This window comes from Nocardia sp. NPDC057227 (genome assembly GCF_042669725.1).
Taxonomy (GTDB): domain Bacteria; phylum Actinomycetota; class Actinomycetes; order Mycobacteriales; family Mycobacteriaceae; genus Nocardia; species Nocardia asteroides_A.
This window is the reverse complement of the sequence record NZ_JBHUXA010000024.1, coordinates 80,146-99,923: the sequence shown is the minus strand read 5'-3', so window position 1 is coordinate 99,923 and position 19,778 is coordinate 80,146. Positions and strand designations below refer to the sequence as shown.

The window sequence follows — 19,778 nt, the reverse complement described above, 5'->3', positions numbered from 1 at the left end:
CTGAGCGGTCGCTCGGCGGGGTGCGGGCCGGCCGCGGGCCGAGTGGACCAATCCCGGCGGGGACGGAGGTGTTGACGACATGCCGAATTCGATCCTGTGGATCGGGCTCGTCGTGCTGTGGGTCTTCGTTCTCTTCCCCATGCTCGCCAACCGTCACCCGCGTATCCGGCGCACCACCGACGCCGCGCTGGCGACCCGCGTGCTGTACCGGGGCGGCTCGAAACGCCGCCGCAAGAACGGCCCGCACGATACCGACCCCGACTACCGGCCACCCCGACGCACGAGAAGGCTTCCCCAGAGCGATGATGCGGAGGATCGGATGACGACTTCGGCCGACGAGCCCGTCACCGACGACGAACACACCGTCACCGATCCCCGCGCCGAGAAGGATCGGCCCGCGGACACCGACCAGCCCGATACCGAGGGGGAGACCGCCGCCGCCGCCGAATACGACGCGGACGACGAGTACGACGACGTGGCGGACGCCGACGACCGCACCGACGAGGACGTCGACGACGCGGATGACCAGGACCCGGATCCCGCCGCCGAGGCCGCCGAGTACGAGGACGAGCCCTACGAGGACGACGACGAGTACCGGGACGACGACGCCCCCGAACCCGAAACCGCCGAGGAGGCCGCCACCCGGGTGAGCGCGCGCATCCCGCCTGCCCCCGCCAAGGCCCCCGCGCGCCTCGATGACGACGACCTCTACGAGGACGAGGAGACCGGCTCCGCCGACGAGCAGGACGCGGCGGAGCCCGCCGAGCGCACCGACGACGACTTCGTGCCCACCCGCCGCGGCCGCGGCGGCTACGACCCGGAAGCCGACGCCATCGCTCGCGCCGCTCGCTACACCTTCCGGCAGCGCGCCGTGCTCGGCCTGCTGCTCACCGGCCTGCTCTGCGGCGGCCTCGGCCTCGCCGTCGCCCCCGCGCTGTGGTGGGGCACCGGCCTCAGCCTCGTCGTGCTCGTCGGCTACCTCGCGTACCTGCGCAAGCAGGTGCGTATGGAGGAGGAGATCCGGCGCCGCCGGTCCGCCCGGCTCGACCGCGGCCGCACCCGGACCGAGGACGAAGACGCCGAGCCCGCGGCCCCGCGCCGCCCGGCCCGCGCCGCCGTCGGCATGGACCGGGACACCGCCCGCACCCTGCGCCGCCGCTCCGTCCTGCTCGAACCGGACGACGAAGCCCCCGACTTCGAACAGTTGGAGACCTTCGACCCGGCCGCCGCCCGCGCCCTCCGCAACCGCACCGACGACATGCGCCGCGCCGCGGGCGAATAGTCCCCGATCGGGGCCGTGCTGGGCATCGACCCAGCTCACGGCCCCGATTCGGAGTCTGCGGCGCCGTCCTGATACAGTGTCACAGCGCGGTTCCCAGGAGCCGCACGGGGCTATAGCGCAGTTGGTAGCGCGTCTCGTTCGCATCGAGAAGGTCAGGGGTTCGATTCCCCTTAGCTCCACAAAGTGGCCGTGCTCCGAAGGATTTCCTTCGGAGCACGGCCACTTTCGATCGGGAAGCTTCAGGGCGCGGGGTCGGCGTAGACCGCCTCGACCACCGCGGCGCGGATCGTTCTCCCCATATAGCTGTAGCCACGCCGCAGCACGACGTCGACGAGCAACTGTCCGCCCGGTTCGCCGCGGACCGCGCGCATTTCGTGGACAGCGCGGTCGATGGGCTCCCGCGCTTGGCCGAAGGATCGGACTCCGCAGTTCTCCAGGATCACGTGGATCTCGTCGAGAAGGGAGGAGACGAACGGATCGGTCTCGGCCGGGCGCTGCTCGGCTCGATCGACCAGACGGGTCAGCTGCAGAACCACCGGCAGGAGGTACTCGGTGGCGAGCCCCGCTTCCGCCGCCTCGGCGCGGACCTGCAGCGCCTCGACCAGTTGGCGATTGACCCGGTCCTCGCGCAACCGCCGGTTGAACAGGTCGGTCAGCGCCGTCAGTTCGGCTTTGACGCCGTCGATCCGGTCGGCCAGATCGCTGTCGCTCGACATCGCTACCCCTCCCGCACCTTCACGTACCGCATCTCGCTTTCGCTGTTCGCGACCTCTGCCTGCGTGTAGTTCGCGATGCGGTCGATCATCATTTCGCCGAGATGGCGGCCGTCGACCAGGTCGATCACCTCGACGTGCAGGGTGCCGTCGATGTCGCAGGAGAAGACGAGGCGGACCGGTGAGCCCGCGGGACGACCGGAGAGCTTCAGTTCCGTCGTGCCGAGGATTTTCACGTACTTCGGATCGACACCGTTCTCATCCCCCTCGGTGACCTGCAGTAACAGTGAGGTCTGGCCGTCGGCCACGGTGGCGAACCGGTCGGTGGTGACCTGGCAGGGCACCCGGGAACTCTGCCGCACGATGATGGAGTTCGCGGGAATCCCGCGCTCGTCGTCGGCCACGACCCCGAGCCCGTGCGACACCACGTCGACGATGGTGATGTCGTTGCGACCGGCCAGGACCGGTGCCCGGCCGGTGGCTTCCGAGTGCCGCAGCTCCCCGATGATCGCCGCGCCGAGCGCCACCGCCTCGTCCGGGTGCACGGAGACGTCCGGGGACCTGCCGGTGACGCGCTCGACCAGGTCGCGCACCATGGGCATGCGCGTCGATCCGCCGACCAGCAACACCTTGTCGATCTCGCGGAAGGTGAGCCCGGCGAGCTCGACCGCCTCCTCGAGCTTGTACTCGCACTGCACCAGCAGGTGGCGCGACAGCTGCTCGAACTCGGCCCGGGTCAGCCGGAGCTTGGCCGAATGATCGAGGTGGGTGAGGAAGAGCGTGGTCGAATCGCTGGTCGACAGCCTGCGCTTCGCGTCCTCGGCCCGCTCCCGCAGCTGCGCACCGGCGGCCGAATCCTCCTCGAACCGCTTGCCGCCCGCATGAAGGAAACTCTCCATCGCCCAGGTGATGATCGCGTTGTCGAAGTCGTAGCCGCCGAGCTGCGGGTCGCCTTCGACGGCGAGGACGTCGAAAGTGCCGCCCGAGCACCGCATCACCGTGACATCCAGCGTTCCGCCGCCGAGATCGAAGACGAGCAGGGTGCCGCTGAAGTCCCGGTTCAGCCCGAAGCTCACCGCCGCGGCCGTCGGCTCGTTGACGATGCCGATGACGTTGAGCCCGGCGATCTCGCCCGCCTGCCTGGTCGCGGTGCGCTGAGCGTCGCCGAAGTACGCGGGGACGGTGATGACGGCGTCGACCACGTGCTCGTCGAGTTCGCGCCGCGCGTTGAACACCAGCGATTTCAGGATCAGCGCCGAGATCTGCTCCGGCCGGTATTCGGCATCGCCCGACTCGGGGTAGAAGCGGTAGTCGGGGTTTCCCATGTGGCGCTTGATGAACTGGACGGTGTCCAGGGGAAAGGCGCTCGACTGCCGCTTCGCGTGGGTTCCGACGACAACCTCGGGGCCATCGAAGAGGACCACCGACGGGGTGATGTTTCCGCCGTCCCGGTTCGGGATGATCTGCGGAAGCCCCGACGAACCGATCGCGGAGACCGCGGAGAAGGTGGTGCCGAGGTCGATTCCGATGACCCGCGCGGTCATCGAGCGATCCGGGCGGCGGCCTTCCAGCGCGGCACCCAGCAGGTCGTGTACGTCAGGAAGCCGAGGCCGGCGGCGGCGAGCAGGAACAGGAAGCCCGCACCGGGGACCCCGGAACCGAACAGGACGAACGCCAGCACGATCGCGGCGAACGGGATGCCGACGGCGCGGAGGCTGGAGAAGCCGAAGAGCCCGGGCACCTGCCAGGACATCTCCTCCATGCGGTCCAGGTACTGCTTGATGTCGTGCACCCGGCGGGGGATCTCGGGGTCGTTCGTGTTGAGGTTGCCCGCGCGCTCGATGAGCTTCCGCATGGCCACGATCTCGTCGACGGACGACGCCGCGTAGGTATCGGCGGACTGGATCCGCGGTGTCTGCTCGGCCTTGTCGAGCAGAGCGCTCGCGAGATAGAACGCGACCAGCGGCTCGGCGGGATATGCGGCGTACACCGGCTCCAGCACGTCGAGCGCTTTGTCGGTCATTTTGTGCTGCAGGAAGACGCCGCCGATGGAGATCTGGTAGATGAATTCGTTCGGCGCGATTCGCGCCGCGGCCTGGTAACTGCCGAGGGCATCCGCCCACTGCTGCATCTGTTCCTGGATGACGCCGGTCTGGAAAAGGTAGTCGGCGTTGTTCGGCGCGATCGTCGTCGCCTGCTTGGCCTCGTAGAGCGCGTCCTGCAGCTGGCCGAGTCCGGCATTCGCACGCGCGCGGAGGATCCATGCCTCTGGCGAATTGCCCGTCGAGTGGGTGGCTTCCCGAGCGGCGTAGGCGGCACTGCGGTAATCGCCCCGGCCCAGCGCGGCCCGCGCCTGGGTGACCCAGTCGCCGCCGCCCTGCTGCGCTACCGGCGCGGCGACCCCGCCCGCCGCCAGATCGCGGTCGTAGGCCTGGCGTTTGGCCGGATCGAGCAGGACGTCGAAGGCCTGCCGCAGGAAGGACGTCTTGGTCTCCGCCTCCTGCCGCGTGCTCTGATCGGCGCTGGCGGTTCGCTTGGTCCAGATGCGCGTCTGGCGTTTGTGCGCGTCGCGAACAGCGTCGTCCGAGGCGTCGCGCGCTACGCCGAGAAGATCGTAGAAATCGACCTGTACGGTCACTGACGTACTCCAAATCGGTCGCGGAAATGAGATATCGCGGGCAGCAACAAATGCCCGGCGCCTATCTCTGGAGACACCGCATTTCGTCCACCGACGAGCTGTACTGCACGCGACACAAACTATGGCAGCGGCGGGTGCGGTCGCGCTGTCGCTCATTCGGCCCACATTCGCGCCGACGCGGCTCCGGCCATTCCTGTTCGGCTCTTCGGGAGTGCGATTCCGCCGTTCCGGCGGCGGGCTGCCCGGTGCCGAGCCGGTGTGCCGCACTGTCGTCCGCTGTTCACCGGCCATTCGGACCGGCGGGTCCGACGGCCCCGTACCCTGTGCGCGTGGGGCCGACGGGCAGGGTGCCGAGCACAGCGGCGCGACCGGTCACGGCACTCGCGGCGGTCACCGCCGTCGTGTTCGTGACCTTTCTCGACACCACCGTCGTCAGCGTGGCGCTCGGCGCGATCCGGAACGAGCTGCGCACCGATGTGAGCACGCTGCAGTGGGTGGTCAACGCCTACACGGTGGTCTTCGCCGGGCTCATGTTGGCGGGCGGCTCGCTCGGCGACCGGTGGGGGCGCAAGCGGGTGCTGATCGCGGGGCTGGTGGTCTTCTGCGCGGGGTCGGTGGTGGCGGCGCTCGCGGCCACCGTGCCGCTGCTCATCCTCGGTCGCGCGATCATGGGGGTCGGGGCGGCGGCCTCGGAGCCGGGCACGCTCTCGCTGCTGCGCCAAATCTTTCCGGACGAACGCGCCAGGGCCCGCGCGCTCGGCGTGTGGGCGGCGGCGGCCGGGCTGGCGCTGGCCGCGGGGCCGGTGCTCGGCGGAGTCCTGGTGCACGCCTACGGCTGGCGCTCGATCTTCTGGTTCAACCTGCTGCTCGGGGCGGCGGCGCTGCTCGCGGCGCTGTGGGCGGTGCCGGAGAGCTCGGATCCGCCGGACGGGCCGATCGACTGGGCCGGGTTCGTGCTCGGCGCCGGTTTTCTCGGTGCGGTGATCTATGCCGCCATCGCCGGTGAGCACGAGGGGTACACCTCGGGTCCGGTGCTCGCGCTCTTCGTCGCGGGCGGGCTCGCCTTCGTCGCCTTCGTGGTCGTCGAGCTGCGGGCCCGCGCGCCCATGCTGCAGCTGCGCTATCTGCGGCCACCGGCGGTGCGGAGCGCGTTGGTGGTGGCGTTCGCCGTGTACTTCGGCATCTTCTCCATTTTCTTCTTCACGGCGCTGTACCTGCAGGTGATGCAGTCGTACTCGGGGGCGCGGACGGCGACGGTGTTCGCGCCGATGGCGGTCGCGATCGTGGTCGGGTCGCTCGCTGCGGGGTTCTGGGTGGCGCGGCGCGGGGCGCGGACGCCGATGATCGCCGGGTGCCTCGTCGGGGCCGCGGGCATTCTGCTCACCCGGTCCGCGCTGGCGGGGGCGATCGAGGACGGGCCGCTCGCCGCGGCCATGGCGCTGGCCGGTCTCGGGTTCGGCGTCGCGGTGGTACCGCTGACCTCGGCGGTGCTCTCCGGGCTGCCCGCCGAGCACTCGGGGATGGCGGCGGCGGCGACCAATACGATGCGGCAGGTCGGCTCGGCGGTCGGTGTGGCGGTGCTCGGCGCGCTGGTGAACTCGCTGCTCACCGCGGATCTGAAGGCGCGGATGTCCGAGCTCGGGCTGCCGTCGGAGCTGCAGCCCTTCGTGGTGGACGCGGTGCAGCGGGGCGGAATCCCGGAGGGCACGAACATCACCCCGTACCTGCCGTACCTCTCGAAGCTGAACGACGTGTTGAACACCGGCAAGGTGGCGTTCCACCACGGGCTCGACGTGGCGCTGCTGGTGTCCGCGATCCTGATCCTGGTGGCGGCCGTCGTCACCGCGTTCGACGCGCCGGGGCGCGCGGGTGGGGACCGCTGAGCGAACCCTCGGAATTACATCTGTGCAGTTCGTGCCGTACTTCCGAACGGTACTTCCGAATGGCAACCTCCCTCGACGGATCGCCGGACCGGGAGATCTGGATCACAGTTCGTGAAGGGGTTACTCGAAAGACGCCGGGCTCAGCGTAATTCGGGGTGCACCCGGAAAACTTTGTCGTTCACTGTGGGTTTGCGGAGTGGGCGAGGTGACTGTCAGCTCCGGCCGGTCCGCGCCATTCGAGCAGCGTGAACAGCGGATATATGCAATCTTGTTATTGCACAACGGCATTGAGAGGGACCCACGGGGCTCGGTGGTGCGGGGCTCCGGCAGAGGGAGTGTGGCGAGATCATGATGTCGTGGAACGCGTCCGAGCCGAGGGAAAGGGGCGCCGCGGGACGGGCGGCTCCCCAGGGTGAGACGCTTCGCGATGCCGCGCGCCGGGAGAGCGGGCGCCGCGGCTCCTCGCGGCGCGCGGACGCGCAGCGGGAGGGGCCTGCGCCGGAGCGCGGGCCCGACGTGCCCGGGTTCCCCGGGATGGTGCGGCGGGTGCGCAGTGACGAGTGGGGGCAGGTTCGGTTGCCGCCGCCGGCGGACGGAGCCGTGCCCGAGCGGTTGCCGCGCGGTGGGGTGCCGCAGCAGTGGTCGCATGGGGCTGATTCGGCGCCCGAAGTCGGGCCGGAGCCGTGGTCGCAGGAGGGGGCAGTCCCGCCGCGCGGGGTTGCGCCCGAGCCATGGCATCAGGGTGCGGCAGTCCCGCCGCGCGAAGCGGCGCCTGAGCCGTGGCCGCGAGGTGCGGGACGCTCGCCGCTCGGGGGATCGCCCGAGCCCTGGGTGCAGGGTGGGGAAATCCCGTCGCGTGGGGCGGCGCCGGAGCCGTGGCCGCGAGGTGCGGGACGCCCGCCGCTCGGGGGATCGCCCGAGCCCTGGGCGCAGGGTGGGGGAGTTCCGTCTCGCGTGCCCGCGCCCGAGCCGTGGCCGGTGCGGGACGGGGGACCGCCGGCGCGGGGTGTACCCGACCCGGGACCGTTCGGGCGCGCGGTGGGGCGTCGCGGTGAGATGATGCCCTACGGCGACGGAGCGGGGCGCCCTCGGCAACCCGGTCCGTACGACCCGCCGGGTCGCCGGGGCGAAGCGCCCCACGGCGAAGCGCGGCGCAGCGGAGGGACTTTCGGGGTGGGGCCTGCGGGCGGCGCCCCGCGACGTGGAGGCGGTGCGATGACCGGCGCCACACCGTTCGGTGAGCAGGGGAGCGGCGGGCCGCCGTCCGGGGAGTTCCCGCAGGTCGGGCGGCGAACCGGGGGTGCCCACCGGTCCGGGGAGATCCCCCGGGTGCCGCCGGATGCCTACCGCACCGGCGAGTTCCCGCGCCTCCGCCCGGAGGCGTCCGGTTCGGGAGCACTACCGAGGCGCGCCGACACAGGCGAGGCCGCACGTCCACGTCCCGATGCCCCGCGCTCGGGTGAGCTGCCGCGCGTGCGCCCGGATTCCCCACGCTCCGGTGAGCTGCCGCGGGTGCGTCCGGATGCGGTCGCTCCGGCACCGAGGCGCGCCGACTCCGCGCGCTCCGGCGCACCCCAGCGCCCTGACACCCCCGACTCGGGCGCGCTGCCGCGCGTCCCGCGCTCCGGCGAACTTCCGCGCACCCCCCAGGGCAGACGGCGTGGCGAGGGCCCACCACCCCCTGGCTCCCTGCGCGACGCAGTACGCCGCGACCGCCCCCTGCCCCCGCAGCGCATCCCCCCGCAGCCGAAGAAGGGGAGGGCGTCGGCCCCGCTCTGGCCAGGCATGCTCACCCCCGGCCTCTCCGCCGCGCAGCAACCGGTGCCCGCGAAACCGCGGGTGCGCCGCTCGCTGCTGGTCGGCCTGGTGGCGGTGGCGGGCTCGCTGGCCACCGCGGCGGTGGTGCTCACCTACACCGCGGCGGCGACGAACCCGCGGCAGCCGGTCGCGGCGATCACCGACCCGATCCTCGGCGGCGGCCCCGGCTGCGAGCCGACCAGGGAGAACGGCCTGGTCCGCGGCAACGGGCTCGGTTCCACCGATACCGGCCCCGAGGCGGTCCTCGCCTTCCAGCACGCCTACTACGTGACCCGCTCCGGCATCGCGGCCCGCGCGGTGACCGCCCCGGACGCGGCGGTCTCCACGGTGGAGGTGATCGACGCGGGCATCGCCTCGGTGCCGCCGAACACGCAGCACTGCGTGCTGATCACGCAGATGGCGGACGGCCGCTTCGACGTGGTGATCACCGAGGCCCGCCCGGACGGCGCCGTGCGCACGTACCGCCAGTTCGTCACCGTCACGGTGTGGGAGGGCCGGGTGGTGATCGCCGCTATCGCCCGTCCGTCCTGACCGGGAGCCCGGCCGCGCGGCCCGCCGCGGCGAGCACCTGCTCCAGCATGGCCGGGGTGAGCCTGCCGGTGAAGGTGTTCTGCTGGCTGACGTGGTAGCTGCCGAAGACGTGCAGCGGCTCCCGCTCCGCGCCGCTCGGGGCCAGCGTCACCCGCGCGCCGTGGCCGAAGCGGGGCCGCGGCCGCGGCACCTGCCAGCCGTTGGCGCCGAGCACGGGAAGCAGCGCCTGCCAGCCGAACCCCCCGAGCACGACGACCGCGCGCAGCGTCGGCGCCAGCAACCCGAGTTCCAGCTCCAGCCAGTGCCCGCACCGATCGCGCTCGTCGACGGACGGCTTGTTCTCCGGCGGCGCGCAGTGCACCGGCGCGGTGATCCGGACGCCGTGCAGCCGCAGCCCGTCGTCGGCGGCGACCGCGGTGGGCTGGTTGGCCAGCCCGACGGCGTGCAGGGCGGCGTAGAGCACGTCGCCGCTGCGGTCGCCGGTGAACATCCGGCCGGTGCGGTTGGCGCCGTGCGCGGCCGGTGCGAGCCCGACGACGAGCAGCGCGGCGTCCGCGGGCCCGAAGGCGGGGACGGCCCGGCCCCAGTACGGCTGCTCCCGGAAGGCGGCGCGTTTCTCCCGCGCCACCCGTTCCCGCCAGGCCACCAGCCGGGGGCAGCCGAAACAATCCGCGACGGCGGCGTCGAGCTCCGCGATCGAGTGCACGGCGGTGATCCCGGCGGGATCCGTGATGGGCGCGCGCGCCGATTTCCGGCCGGTCGCCGGTGGCGCTCCGATTCCGTCGGCGGGAACTTCCGGATTACCGATGGTTCACTTTCCCTTCGTCGGCGCAGGAATCTGATACCGGACGTCGATCAATGCCGCGGGAATGACCGGTGCCACGGCCGGGCGATCGATCATCGGATCTCCGGGTTGATAGCATGGCACCTCCGAAGAGCCCCTTGGCTGGAGCTACCCCGGTTTCACCCGAAAGAGTCGATCCATGCAGTTCGAAATCGTCGAGCGGGACGAGACGTGGGTTGCCGGGCTGCCGGTGCGCAGCCCGAAGCGCGCGCTCGGAGAGCTGCGAGACCAGGCGCTGGAGGCGGCCTGGGCAGCGGTGCTGCACCAGGACCTCGGTGGTCCGCTCGCCAGCGCCTACACCGATTACTCGGGTGAGCTCGGGACGTACAACACCCAGATCGTCGGATATCGGTGTTCGTCGTTCGAGGAAGTCACCAGGGGTCATATCGTGGCCAGGTTGCCGCGCGGAAAGTATGCGAAATTCTCGTCGATGGGTAATTTCCCGCAGATTATGACGGATTTGTGGACGCAAATATCGTACGCCGAGGAGCACAATCAGCTGAAGCGCACCTACTCGGGTGATTTCGAGTGGTATCCGCACGCCTACAAGATCGAGCTCTACCTGGCGGTAGAGCCGCGATGACCTACACGATCGCGGTGCGCCCCGAGGCGATCTACGGCGGGCTCGTCGTTCCCCGGGTGCGGCCGAGCTTCAAGGTCAGCAACAGCGACCTGATCGAATTCCTCAAGGATCGGCTGCGCGACCGGGACATCGCCGACCGCGTGCTCTACACCCTCTACGTGCCCGACCCCGCAGGCAGCTACAACGCCGTCGTCTGCCTCGACTACCCGCAGCCTGCCGAGGTGCCGGTCGGCGATGTGCTCGTCCGGGTGCCGAAGGGCGTCTTCGCCCGTTTCGAGCCGAACGGCGACTACCACGACCCGGTCGAGGACGTCTGGGCGCAGGTCGACGACGCCACCGCGTCGGCCGAGATCACCAGGGCGTACCGGGAGGAGATCGAGGTGTGGCGCAAGCCCGACTCGGTCGAATTGTTCATCTCGATACTGGTCTGACCAGCACCCTTCCGCTAGGTTGCCACCAGGTTGCCATGAGGAGACCAACCGGTCTAACCGGTATCACTCCTTATTGTGTCCCGCTCCGCCTCGGGGCGAATTAATAGAAATGTGACATGGTCACGGGAGATTAACCGGATAAGTGGTCAATTCCGGTCGAATGACGGATACTTCCACTGGCGGGCCGACCGGACAGTACGTTCGAGCAGGCTGCCGCATCGGTTCGAGGGCCGCCCGGCGGCGGTAGCAGGAGTTGACTCATGACTGTCGAAACGATCGCAGTCGGCCCCGCCGGCGCACCCGACGACCGTTCCCGGCGCACGACAACCACCGCGGGCGGCCACTTCCTCGACCTGGCCTCCGGCTGCCGCATCCGGCTGGCGACCCCCGCCGCCGAGCCCGGGCTCTGGGCCCGCTACCTGGACGGCGCGCTGCGCACCTACCGGCACTTCGGGGTCGAGGAGGCGCTCGAGCTCTCCGCCACCGCCGACGGCGACACCACCGCGCTCTTCTGCACCGCCACCGACGCCGACGGCCGGATGGTGGCCGGGGTTCGCGTGCAGGGCAGGTATCGCCGGGTCACCGACGCCACCTCGCTGCTGGCCTGGGCAGGCCGCCCCGGCGAGAGCGCGCTGCGCATGATGATGGCGGGCAGGCTGCCGTTCGGCGTCGTCGAGGGGCGCGGCGCCTGGGTCTCGCGGGAGACGCCGTACCGCAACGAGCTCGGCGCCGCGATCTCGCGCTGCCTCGCGCACGCGCCGCGGCTGCTGGACGCGCGCTTCTGCTTCGCCACCGTCGCCTCCTTCACCGCGAGCAGACACGCGGCCAGCGGCGGCCTGACGGCCACCGACATCGCCCCGGTGCCGTACCCGGACGACCGCTACCGCACGGTGCCGATCTGGTGGGACACCAGGCGCTACCGCAGCACCGCGGCGCCCGACCAGTACGCGGCCATGCGGGCCGAGTGGGTCGAGCTCGGCCTACCCGAGCCCGACCCGCGGCCGTTCCATGGCTGCTGAGCCCGGCGCGGAGCACCGGCCGCTCATCATCGACCCCGCCGCCCCCGGCGCCGCGGCCGCCATCGCGGAGCTGCGCGAACGCCCCGGGATCGAGGTCACCGACCTGCGCGCGCCGCTGCGCGCCGAGCTCGCCGAGATCCCGGAGCCCGCGCCGCGGGCCGGGGACCGCTGGGTCTACTACCCGTGGCGCAACCGGCTGCTCGGGCTGCCCGCCGAGCCGGAGTTCCGCGCGGTCCGGCTGAACCGCAACCGGAACAAGCTCACCGCCGAGGAGCAGGCGGTGCTCGGCGCGCTGCGGATCGGGGTGGTCGGGCAGAGCGTCGGCCACGCCGTCGCCTACGCGCTGGCGCAGGAGGGGGTCTGCGGCTACCTGCGGCTGGCCGACTTCGACGCGATCGCGCTCTCCAACCTGAACCGGGTGCCCGCCACGCTCTTCGACATCGGGGTGAACAAGGCGGTGGTGACCGCGCGCCGGATCGCCGAGCTCGACCCCTACCTCCCGGTCGACATCCACCCGGGCGGCGTGCACGGCGACTCCATGCCGGAGTACCTGGCCGGGCTCTCGCTCGTGGTCGAGGAGTGCGACTCGCTCGACGTGAAGCTGCTGGTCCGCGAGCACGCGCGCGCCGTCGGGCTGCCGGTGGTGATGGAGACGAGCGACCGCGGCCTGCTCGACATCGAGCGCTACGACCTGGAGCCGGAGCGCGAGCCGTTCCACGGCATGCTCGGCGGGGTAAAGGCCGCGGATCTGCGCGGGTTGGCCTCCCGGGACAAGGCGCCGTACGTCATGGGCATCCTCGGCGCCGACCAGATCTCCGCCCGGATGGGCGCCAGCATGGTCGAGATCGATGAGACCCTCGCGGCCTGGCCGCAGCTGGGCAGCGAGGTCATGCTCGGCGGCGCGCTGGTGGCCGCCGCGGTGCGCCGGATCGGGCTCGGCGGCGCGCTGCCGTCCGGCCGGGTCCGGATCGACCTGGAGGCCGAGCTGGACCGGGTGGCCGCGCCCGAGATCCCCGCCGCCGCGGCCGCCGCGCCGGACGAGCTCGACCCGCACCTGCCCCCGCCCGACGCCTCGGACGTGCGCACGGTGCTGCACTGCGCGCAGCGCGCCCCCTCGGGCGGGAACGCGCAGCCCTGGACGCTGACGGCGGACGCGGGTGAGATCCGGATCGCGCTGCGCACCGACTACCGCACCGGCCTCGACCACCGCTTCCGCGGCAGCGCCGTCGCGCTCGGCGCCGCGCTCTACAACGCGCGGGCGGCCGCCGCCGCGCTCGGCATCCTCGGCGCCGTAGAACTGCGCGAATCGGACGACGATGGACTGATTGCGAAGTTGCGTCTGGGACGCGGCTCGGATCCGGCGCTCGCCGCCGACTATCCGTGGGCGCTGCGGCGCGAGACCAATCGCAGGCTCGGCGCCGGTGGCGCACTGGACGGGACACTCGCCGCCGAGCTGCGCAACGCCGCAACGGCGGAGGGTGCGATGTTGCGGATCGTCGACGATCCGGACGCGCTCGCCGAGGCGGCCGCGATCCTGGCCGCGTCGGATCGGGTGCGCTACCTGGAGCCCGAGCTGCACCGCGAGCTGTTCGACGAGGTCAGAGCGGTCGGCGATGATCTGGCGGCCGGGATCGATGTGCGCAGCCTGGAGCTCGCGCCGGACGAGCAGGTGGCGTTCGAGGTGGCGCGCCGCCCCGACATCATGGCGAATCTGCGGGACTGGTCCGGCGGGGCCGCGCTGGGCGACAGCACCCGCGACCGGGTGCTCACGGCCGCCGCGATCCTGGTCGTGACGGTACCGGCCGAGACGGTCGACGCGCCGGGATTGACCGCTTACGCCCGCGGCGGCGCCGCCGTCGAGCGGGTGTGGATCGCGGCGCAACGAGCGGGTCTTGCGGTGCAGCCGATCTCCCCGGTCTTCCTGTATGCGCGCGACGTCAGCGAACTGGCCGCGATTTCCCCCGGCTTCGTGGATACACTGACGTCACTTCAGGGACGATTCCTACACCTCGTCGGCGTTCCCGAACGTGAGACCATGGCATTGGCGCTGCGCGTGAGCCGGGCCGCCGACGCGACGGTCCGAAGCAGGCGACGCCCGATGCCGGGCGTGGACACCAGCGGCTAGTGCGATCGGAGACAAGGTGCCTCGGCGGACACTCGACTCACTGGTGACCGAAGTCGCCTCCGAGCTGATGGGTGTCGACGCGACCACGATGGTGGCGGCCACCGAACGGGTACTGGCGACCCTGGTGGAGTACTTCGACGTCGATTTCAGCTATGTCCGGCATACCGACCGCGAACGCCGCGCGACCGTCCTGGTCGCCGAGTGGCCGCCGCGCGAGGACGTGCCGGAGCCGGACCCGCTCCGGGTCGTCTACTTCGACAAGGCCGACTCGGTCTTCAAGGCGCTGGAGAATGCCACCGAGCCGTTCCTGGTGACCAGGGACGACGCGGACTACCAGGAGACCATCCGCCGCGCCTCCGGCCTGCCCTACGTGACCTCGGCGGCAGTGCCGCTGCTCTCCCGCGGCGAGTCGACCGGGCTGCTCGGCTTCATCAAGGTCGGCGACCGCGAGTGGAGCACCCGCGAGCTCAACGTGCTCAAGGCGATCGCCGCGCTCTTCGCCCAGTTGCAGGCCAGGGTGGTGGCCGAGGAACGGCTGCGCTACATCGCGCTGCACGACGACCTGACCGGGCTGGCGAACCGCAGGGCGCTGCTCGAGCACATGGAGGAACGTTTGCGGGCCGGTAGCCCGGGTCCGGTCGCGACCTTCTTCCTCGACCTCGACCGGCTGAAGGCGCTCAACGACTTTCTGGGACACACCGCGGGCGACAATTTCATCCGCTCGCTCTCGGCCCGGCTCCGGGAGAACCTGGACCCGACCGACATGATCGCCCGGCTCGGCGGCGACGAGTTCGTGATCGTCCCGGCCAAGCCGATGGACGCGGTGGCCGCGGAGAACGAGGCCACCCGGATCCAGCAGCTGATCGGGCGCCGGGTCACGGTGGGCGGGGAGTCGGTGAGCCGCGGCGCCAGCGTCGGGGTCGCGCTCGGCATCCCCGGCGAGACCACCGTCGCCGACGTGCTGCGCCGGGCCGACCACGCGCTGCTCTCGGCCAAGTCCGGCGGCGGCAACGGGGTCGCGGTCTTCACCGACGCCATGCGCGCCCAGTTCGAGCTGCAGGACGACGTGGAGCTGAACCTGCGCGGTGCGGTCGCCGACGGCTCGCTGATCCTGCACTACCAGCCCGAGGTGGATCTGCGCACCGGCCGGATCGTCGCGCTGGAGGCGCTGGTCCGCTGGCTGCACCCGACCAGGGGGCTGCTGCCGCCCGGCGCCTTCGTCAGCGTCGCCGAGGCCACCAACCTGGCCGGTGAGCTCGGCCGCTGGGTGATCCGCTCGGCCTGCGCGCAGTTCGCCGAGTGGCGCAGGCGGGGGCTGGCCGCCGACGTCGTCATGCGGATCAACGTGTCGCCGGTGCAGCTGGTCAGCCTGGACTTCGTGGAGCGGATCGAGGACATGCTCCGGCTGTTCGGCATCGATGGCAGCTCGATCTGCCTGGAGATCACCGAACACGTCGTCGTGCAGGACCTCTCGCGCACCCAGGTGACGCTGCGCGGGCTCAAGCGGATGGGCGTGCAGATCGCCATCGACGACTTCGGCACCGGCTACAGCTCGCTCTCGCACCTCAAGGCGCTGCCGGTGGACGCGGTGAAGATCGACCGCGGCTTCGTGCAGCGGCTCGGCGCCAGCGCCGACGACCTCGCCATCGTGAAGTCGATCATCGGGCTGGCCGGGTCGTTCGGGCTCGGCGTCGTCGGCGAGGGCGTGGAAACCCCGGTCGCTGCCCGCACCCTGGTCGGGCTGGGCTGCTACCGGGCGCAGGGGTTCCTGATCGCGCGGCCGATGCCCGCCGAGCAGGCCGAGGTGCACCTGGCCGAGGGGCGGATCCCGCTCGACCTGGATCTGCCGCGGCCGGATCGCAGCGCGCCCGCACGCTGAAGCGCGCGATTCGTCGCCTCTTCGTACGGCGTTCACACGGCGTTGGTCGCCGGGCACGCCGCCGCCTCCACGATCGGCGGGTGCGCATCGTGCAGCTCGCCAATTTCTACGGCCCGCGCTCCGGGGGGCTGCGCACCGCGCTGCACCACCTGGGTGACGGCTACGTCGCCGCCGGTCACGAGGTGGTGCTGATCGTGCCGGGCCCGCGCCGCACCGAGGAGGTGCTGCCGACCGGGGCCGTGCGGATCACGCTGCCCGCGCTGCCGATTCCGGGCACCGGCGGATACCGCGCCGCCGACCCGAGCCGGGTGGCCGACGTGCTCGCCGGGCTGCGGCCGGACGTGCTCGAGGTCTCCGACCGGCTCACGCTGCGCGGTTTCGGCCGCTGGGCGCGGCGCCGCGACGTGGCGAGCGTGATGATCTCGCACGAGCGGCTCGACCGGTTCCTCGGTCAGGTGCTGCCCGGCCCGGCCGCGCGGCGCTTCGCCGACTTCGCCAACCGGCGCACCGCCGAGCAGTACGACGTGGTGGTCTGCACCACCGAGTTCGCCCGCGCCGAGTTCCGCCGGATCGACGCCCCGAACGTTGAGCTGGTTCCGCTCGGCGTCGACCTGGAGCTGTTCAGCCCGAACCGGGTGGACGAGCGGCTGCGCGCCGAGCTCGGCGTGGCCGGGCACCCGCTGCTGGTGCACTGCGGCAGGCTCTCGGTGGAGAAGCGGGTGGACCGCAGCATCGAGGCGGTCGGCGAGCTGGCCGACGCCGGGATCGGCGCCCGGCTGGTCGTCGCCGGGGACGGCCCGCGCCGGGAGGCGCTGGAGCGGCGCGCCCGCCTGCTGCCCAAGCTGCCCGGCGGCGCTCCCGCGGTGCACTTCACCGGCTTCATCACCGATCGCGACCGGGTCGCCGCGCTGCTCGCCACCGCCGACGTCTCGCTGGCGCCCGGCCCGCACGAGACCTTCGGGCTGGCCGCGCTGGAGGCGCTGGCCGCGGGCACCCCGGTGGTGGCGAGCCGCTCCTCCGCGCTCGCCGACATCGTCACCGCGGAGTGCGGCGCCGTCGCCGCCGACCACCCGGCCGCCTTCGCCCGCGCCGTGGACGGCGTGCTCGCCATGCCGACCGCGGGCCGCAGGCTGGCCGCGCGCAGCCGGGCCGAGCAGTTCACCTGGCCGCGCGCGGTCGCCGGGATGCTCGCGGTGCTCGCGCGCTGAGCACGGCAACACCGGAGCAGCAGGCACGTCGAAGTACCCTGCGACAACGGGACGCGCGCCGACGAGAGGAACGTGCTGTGACTGTGGTGGGTATCCGGCGGGGTCGCAAGGTGACCGTGCGGAAGGCGAAAGCACTGGTGACCGGGGCCGCGAGCGGGATCGGGCAGGCTACCGCCGTCGCGCTGGCGAAGCAGGGCGGGCAGCTCGTGCTCACCGATATCGACGAGCCCGGGCTGACCGCGACCGCCGATCTGGTCCGCGCCGCGGGCGGCACGGTGCTCGCCGCCCGCGCGCTCGACATCACCGACTACGACGCGGTCCGCGCGTTCGCCGACGCGGTGCACGCCGAGCACGTCGCGCTGGACATCGTGCTGAACATCGCGGGCACCTCGGCCTGGGGCACGGTCGAGAACCTGGAGCACAAGCACTGGCGGCGCATGGTCGAGGTCAACCTCATGGGGCCGATCCACGTCATCGAGACCTTCGTGCCGCCGATGGTCAGGGCCGGGCGTGGCGGCGCGCTGGTGAACGTCTCCTCGGCGGCCGGGCTGATCGCGCTGCCCTGGCACGCCGCCTACAGCGCCAGCAAGTTCGGCATCCGCGGCGTCTCCGAGGTGCTCCGCTTCGACCTGGCGCCGCACGGCATCTCGGTGCACGTGGTGGCGCCCGGCGCGGTGAACACCCCGCTGGTGCACTCCTTCGACCTGGTCGGCGTCGACAAGGACGACCCGCGGGTGCGGCGGCTGCACGACCGCTTCACCGGGCACGCCGTCGCGCCGGAGAAAGTGGCCGAGGCCATCGTGCGGGGCGTCGAGAAGGACCGCTTCCTCGTCTTCACCTCGTTCGACATCCGCTTCGCCTACTGGTGGAAGCGGAAGTTCGCGCTGCCCTACGAGTTCGTGATCGGGCAGGCGTCGAAGAAGTTCGCCCGGTTGCTGCGCGAGCCGCGGCGCTAGCCGACGCTCTCCATCGGCTCGCAGGGCTCGGCCGGGGCGGCGTCGGTGGTCTCCTGGCAGTTCAGGTGCACGTCGAGCACCCGGGCGCCGGGCCCCTGGTCGCCGAGCCGGTCGCCCTCGTTGGCCAGCTTGCAGCTGCCGAGCGAGAGGCAGCCGCAGCCGATGCAGCCGGTGAGGTTGTCGCGCAGCCGGACCAGCTGGGTGATGCGTTCGTCCAGGTCGGTGCGCCAGGCGGTGGAGAGCGTTTCCCAGTCGCGGCGGGTCGGGGTGCGGCCGGCGGGGAGCCGATCGAGCGCGTCCCTGATCTCGCTGAGCGGGATGCCGACCCGCTGCGAGATCCGGATGAAGGCCACCCGGCGCAGCGTCTCCCTGGTGTAGCGCCGCTGGTTCCCGCTGGTGCGGCGGCTCGAGATGAGACCTTCGCGTTCGTAGAAGTGCAGGGCGGACACCGCTACTCCGCTACGCTCGGAAAGCTGCCCGGGGGTCAGCTCCTTCGCACGCCAATCGGCAGTCGTCATCGGATCCTCCATTCACCTCAACAATACTTCAGGTTCCTTCCGTCCGGGACCGAATCGCCGTGCCGTGCGCCGCCGGTGCGACTACGGTCGGTTCATGGACGAAGGGGAAGGACGCGAGGCGAAGGCCGGGCTCTCGGTGACCTCCGAGGTCGGCCGGCTGCGCGCGGTGCTGCTGCACCGCCCCGGCGACGAGCTGCGCAGGCTCACCCCGCGCAACAACGACCAGCTGCTCTTCGACGCCATCCCGTGGGTCGAGCGGGCGCAGCAGGAGCACGACACCTTCGCGGGCACGCTGCGCGACCGCGGCGTCGAGGTGCTGCTGCTCGGCGAGCTGCTCGCCGAGACGCTCGGGGTCAGCGGCGCCGCGCGGGTCCAGGGCATCGCGGGCGCGGTGGACGCGCGCAGGCTCGGCCACCCGCTCGCCGAGCAGCTCGCCGCGCACCTGCGCGGGGTGCCCGGCCCGGAGCTGGCGAACGTCCTGATCGCCGGGATGACCTTCGACGAGCTGCCGTTCGGCCCGGACACCGCCTCGCTGGTGCGCCGGATGCACCAGGGCGGCGACTTCGTCATCGACCCGCTGCCCAACCTCATGTTCACCAGGGACTCGTCGTTCTGGGTCGGGCCGCGGGTCGCGATCACCGCGCTGGCGCTGCCCGCGCGCGGCCGCGAGACCTCGCTCACCGACCTGATCTACGCCTTCCACCCGCGCTTCCTCGGGGTGCGGCGGGCCTACGAATCGCACACCGCGCCGATCGAGGGCGGCGACGTGCTGCTGCTCGCGCCCGGCGTCGTCGCGGTCGGGGTCGGCGAGCGCACCACCCCCGCCGGGGCGGAGGCGCTGGCCCGCAGCCTCTTCGACGACGACCTGGCGCACACCGTGCTGGTGGTGCCGATCGCGCAGAACCGGGCCACCATGCACCTGGACACCGTCTGCACCATGGTCGACACCGACGCGGTGGTCATGTACCCGGCGGTGCGGGATTCGCTGACCGCCTTCACCATCCGCCGCGAGGACGGCTACGGCGGCCGCACCGGCAACGGCGGGGTGAGCATGGCCGGGCCCGACCCGTTCCTGCCCGCCGCGGCCGAGGCCATGGGCATCGGCAAACTCCGGGTGATCGACACCGGGCTGGACGGCGTCACCGCCGAGCGCGAGCAGTGGGACGACGGCAACAACACGCTCGCGCTCGCCCCCGGCGTCGTTGTCGCCTACGAGCGCAACGAGATGACGAACGCCCGGCTGCGCGACGCCGGGATCGAGGTGCTGCCGATTCCCGGCTCGGAGATCGGCTCCGGGCGCGGCGGGCCGCGCTGCCTCTCCTGTCCGATCGCCCGCGACGAGGTGTGAGA

General features: G+C 71.8%; 16 protein-coding genes and 1 tRNA gene. 12 read left to right on the top strand and 5 right to left on the bottom strand.

The annotated features are described in order from the left end of the window. Positions 1-79: 79 nt before the first annotated feature. Together glpR and ACFUJ1_RS27385 are read left to right on the top strand one after the other, a co-directional pair. Positions 80-1,282, top strand: a complete 1,203-nt coding sequence (glpR, locus tag ACFUJ1_RS27390; protein ID WP_378650010.1) for a gephyrin-like molybdotransferase receptor GlpR — start codon at positions 80-82, stop codon at positions 1,280-1,282. A 106-nt stretch (positions 1,283-1,388) separates the two neighbouring features. After that, positions 1,389-1,461: transfer RNA gene (locus tag ACFUJ1_RS27385), tRNA-Ala, on the top strand. A 60-nt stretch (positions 1,462-1,521) separates the two neighbouring features. Here the strand turns inward: ACFUJ1_RS27385 and grpE are convergent. The 3 genes from grpE to ACFUJ1_RS27370 are packed head-to-tail and all read right to left on the bottom strand — an operon-like array spanning position 1,522 to position 4,633. Beyond that, positions 1,522-1,998, bottom strand: a complete 477-nt coding sequence (gene grpE, locus ACFUJ1_RS27380; protein WP_378650009.1) for a nucleotide exchange factor GrpE — start codon at positions 1,996-1,998, stop codon at positions 1,522-1,524. A gap of 2 nt (positions 1,999-2,000) precedes the next feature. Beyond that, positions 2,001-3,539: an Hsp70 family protein gene (locus ACFUJ1_RS27375; protein ID WP_378650008.1), complete on the bottom strand. Its 1,539-nt coding sequence runs from the start codon at positions 3,537-3,539 to the stop codon at positions 2,001-2,003. Then, positions 3,536-4,633, bottom strand: a complete 1,098-nt coding sequence (locus ACFUJ1_RS27370) for a tetratricopeptide repeat protein (protein ID WP_378650007.1) — start codon at positions 4,631-4,633, stop codon at positions 3,536-3,538. Before ACFUJ1_RS27370 ends, ACFUJ1_RS27375 begins: the two co-directional genes overlap by 4 nt. Positions 4,634-4,962: 329 nt before the next feature. Here ACFUJ1_RS27370 and ACFUJ1_RS27365 point away from each other — a divergent pair, with 329 nt between their 5' ends. Both ACFUJ1_RS27365 and ACFUJ1_RS27360 read left to right on the top strand, forming a co-directional pair. Further along, positions 4,963-6,516, top strand: coding sequence for an MFS transporter (locus tag ACFUJ1_RS27365; RefSeq protein ID WP_378650005.1), 1,554 nt, complete (start codon positions 4,963-4,965; stop codon positions 6,514-6,516). 1,785 nt (positions 6,517-8,301) lie between these two features. Further along, complete coding sequence (locus ACFUJ1_RS27360; protein WP_378650003.1) at positions 8,302-8,865, top strand: hypothetical protein; 564 nt, start codon at positions 8,302-8,304, stop codon at positions 8,863-8,865. Here ACFUJ1_RS27360 and ACFUJ1_RS27355 read toward each other — a convergent pair. Beyond that, entirely contained in the window at positions 8,846-9,598 is a 753-nt protein-coding gene (locus tag ACFUJ1_RS27355; RefSeq protein WP_378650027.1) for a uracil-DNA glycosylase, read from the bottom strand. The two genes, ACFUJ1_RS27360 and ACFUJ1_RS27355, sit on opposite strands and share 20 nt — an antisense overlap. Before the next feature lie 250 nt (positions 9,599-9,848). Here ACFUJ1_RS27355 and ACFUJ1_RS27350 point away from each other — a divergent pair, with 250 nt between their 5' ends. From ACFUJ1_RS27350 to ACFUJ1_RS27320, 7 genes are all read left to right on the top strand, one after another. Beyond that, entirely contained in the window at positions 9,849-10,292 is a 444-nt protein-coding gene (locus tag ACFUJ1_RS27350; RefSeq protein ID WP_233020470.1) for a GyrI-like domain-containing protein, read from the top strand. Then, positions 10,289-10,723, top strand: a complete 435-nt coding sequence (locus ACFUJ1_RS27345; RefSeq protein WP_378650001.1) for an effector binding domain-containing protein — start codon at positions 10,289-10,291, stop codon at positions 10,721-10,723. Before ACFUJ1_RS27350 ends, ACFUJ1_RS27345 begins: the two co-directional genes overlap by 4 nt. Before the next feature lie 260 nt (positions 10,724-10,983). After that, the gene (locus tag ACFUJ1_RS27340) at positions 10,984-11,742 is read left to right on the top strand and encodes a hypothetical protein (RefSeq protein ID WP_378649999.1); all 759 of its coding nucleotides are present in this window, start codon (positions 10,984-10,986) and stop codon (positions 11,740-11,742) included. Beyond that, complete coding sequence (locus tag ACFUJ1_RS27335) at positions 11,732-13,867, top strand: Rv1355c family protein (protein ID WP_378649997.1); 2,136 nt, start codon at positions 11,732-11,734, stop codon at positions 13,865-13,867. The genes ACFUJ1_RS27340 and ACFUJ1_RS27335 overlap by 11 nt, the downstream gene beginning before the upstream one ends. 43 nt (positions 13,868-13,910) lie before the next feature. Continuing rightward, the gene (locus tag ACFUJ1_RS27330) at positions 13,911-15,746 is read left to right on the top strand and encodes a putative bifunctional diguanylate cyclase/phosphodiesterase (protein WP_378649995.1); all 1,836 of its coding nucleotides are present in this window, start codon (positions 13,911-13,913) and stop codon (positions 15,744-15,746) included. Positions 15,747-15,826: 80 nt separating this feature from the next. Beyond that, positions 15,827-16,954, top strand: coding sequence for a glycosyltransferase (locus tag ACFUJ1_RS27325; protein ID WP_378649993.1), 1,128 nt, complete (start codon positions 15,827-15,829; stop codon positions 16,952-16,954). 110 nt (positions 16,955-17,064) lie between these two features. Further along, on the top strand, positions 17,065-17,910 hold the full coding sequence (locus ACFUJ1_RS27320) for an SDR family oxidoreductase (protein WP_378650026.1): 846 nt from the start codon (positions 17,065-17,067) through the stop codon (positions 17,908-17,910). On the opposite strand, the gene soxR is transcribed toward ACFUJ1_RS27320, so the two are convergent. After that, the gene (gene soxR / locus ACFUJ1_RS27315; protein ID WP_378649991.1) at positions 17,907-18,428 is read right to left on the bottom strand and encodes a redox-sensitive transcriptional activator SoxR; all 522 of its coding nucleotides are present in this window, start codon (positions 18,426-18,428) and stop codon (positions 17,907-17,909) included. The two genes, ACFUJ1_RS27320 and soxR, sit on opposite strands and share 4 nt — an antisense overlap. Before the next feature lie 94 nt (positions 18,429-18,522). Between soxR and ACFUJ1_RS27310 the strand changes: the two genes are divergently transcribed. After that, a complete protein-coding gene (locus ACFUJ1_RS27310; RefSeq protein WP_378649989.1) occupies positions 18,523-19,776 on the top strand; it encodes an arginine deiminase in 1,254 nt (417 codons plus the stop codon). The last annotated feature ends 2 nt before the right edge of the window (positions 19,777-19,778 follow it).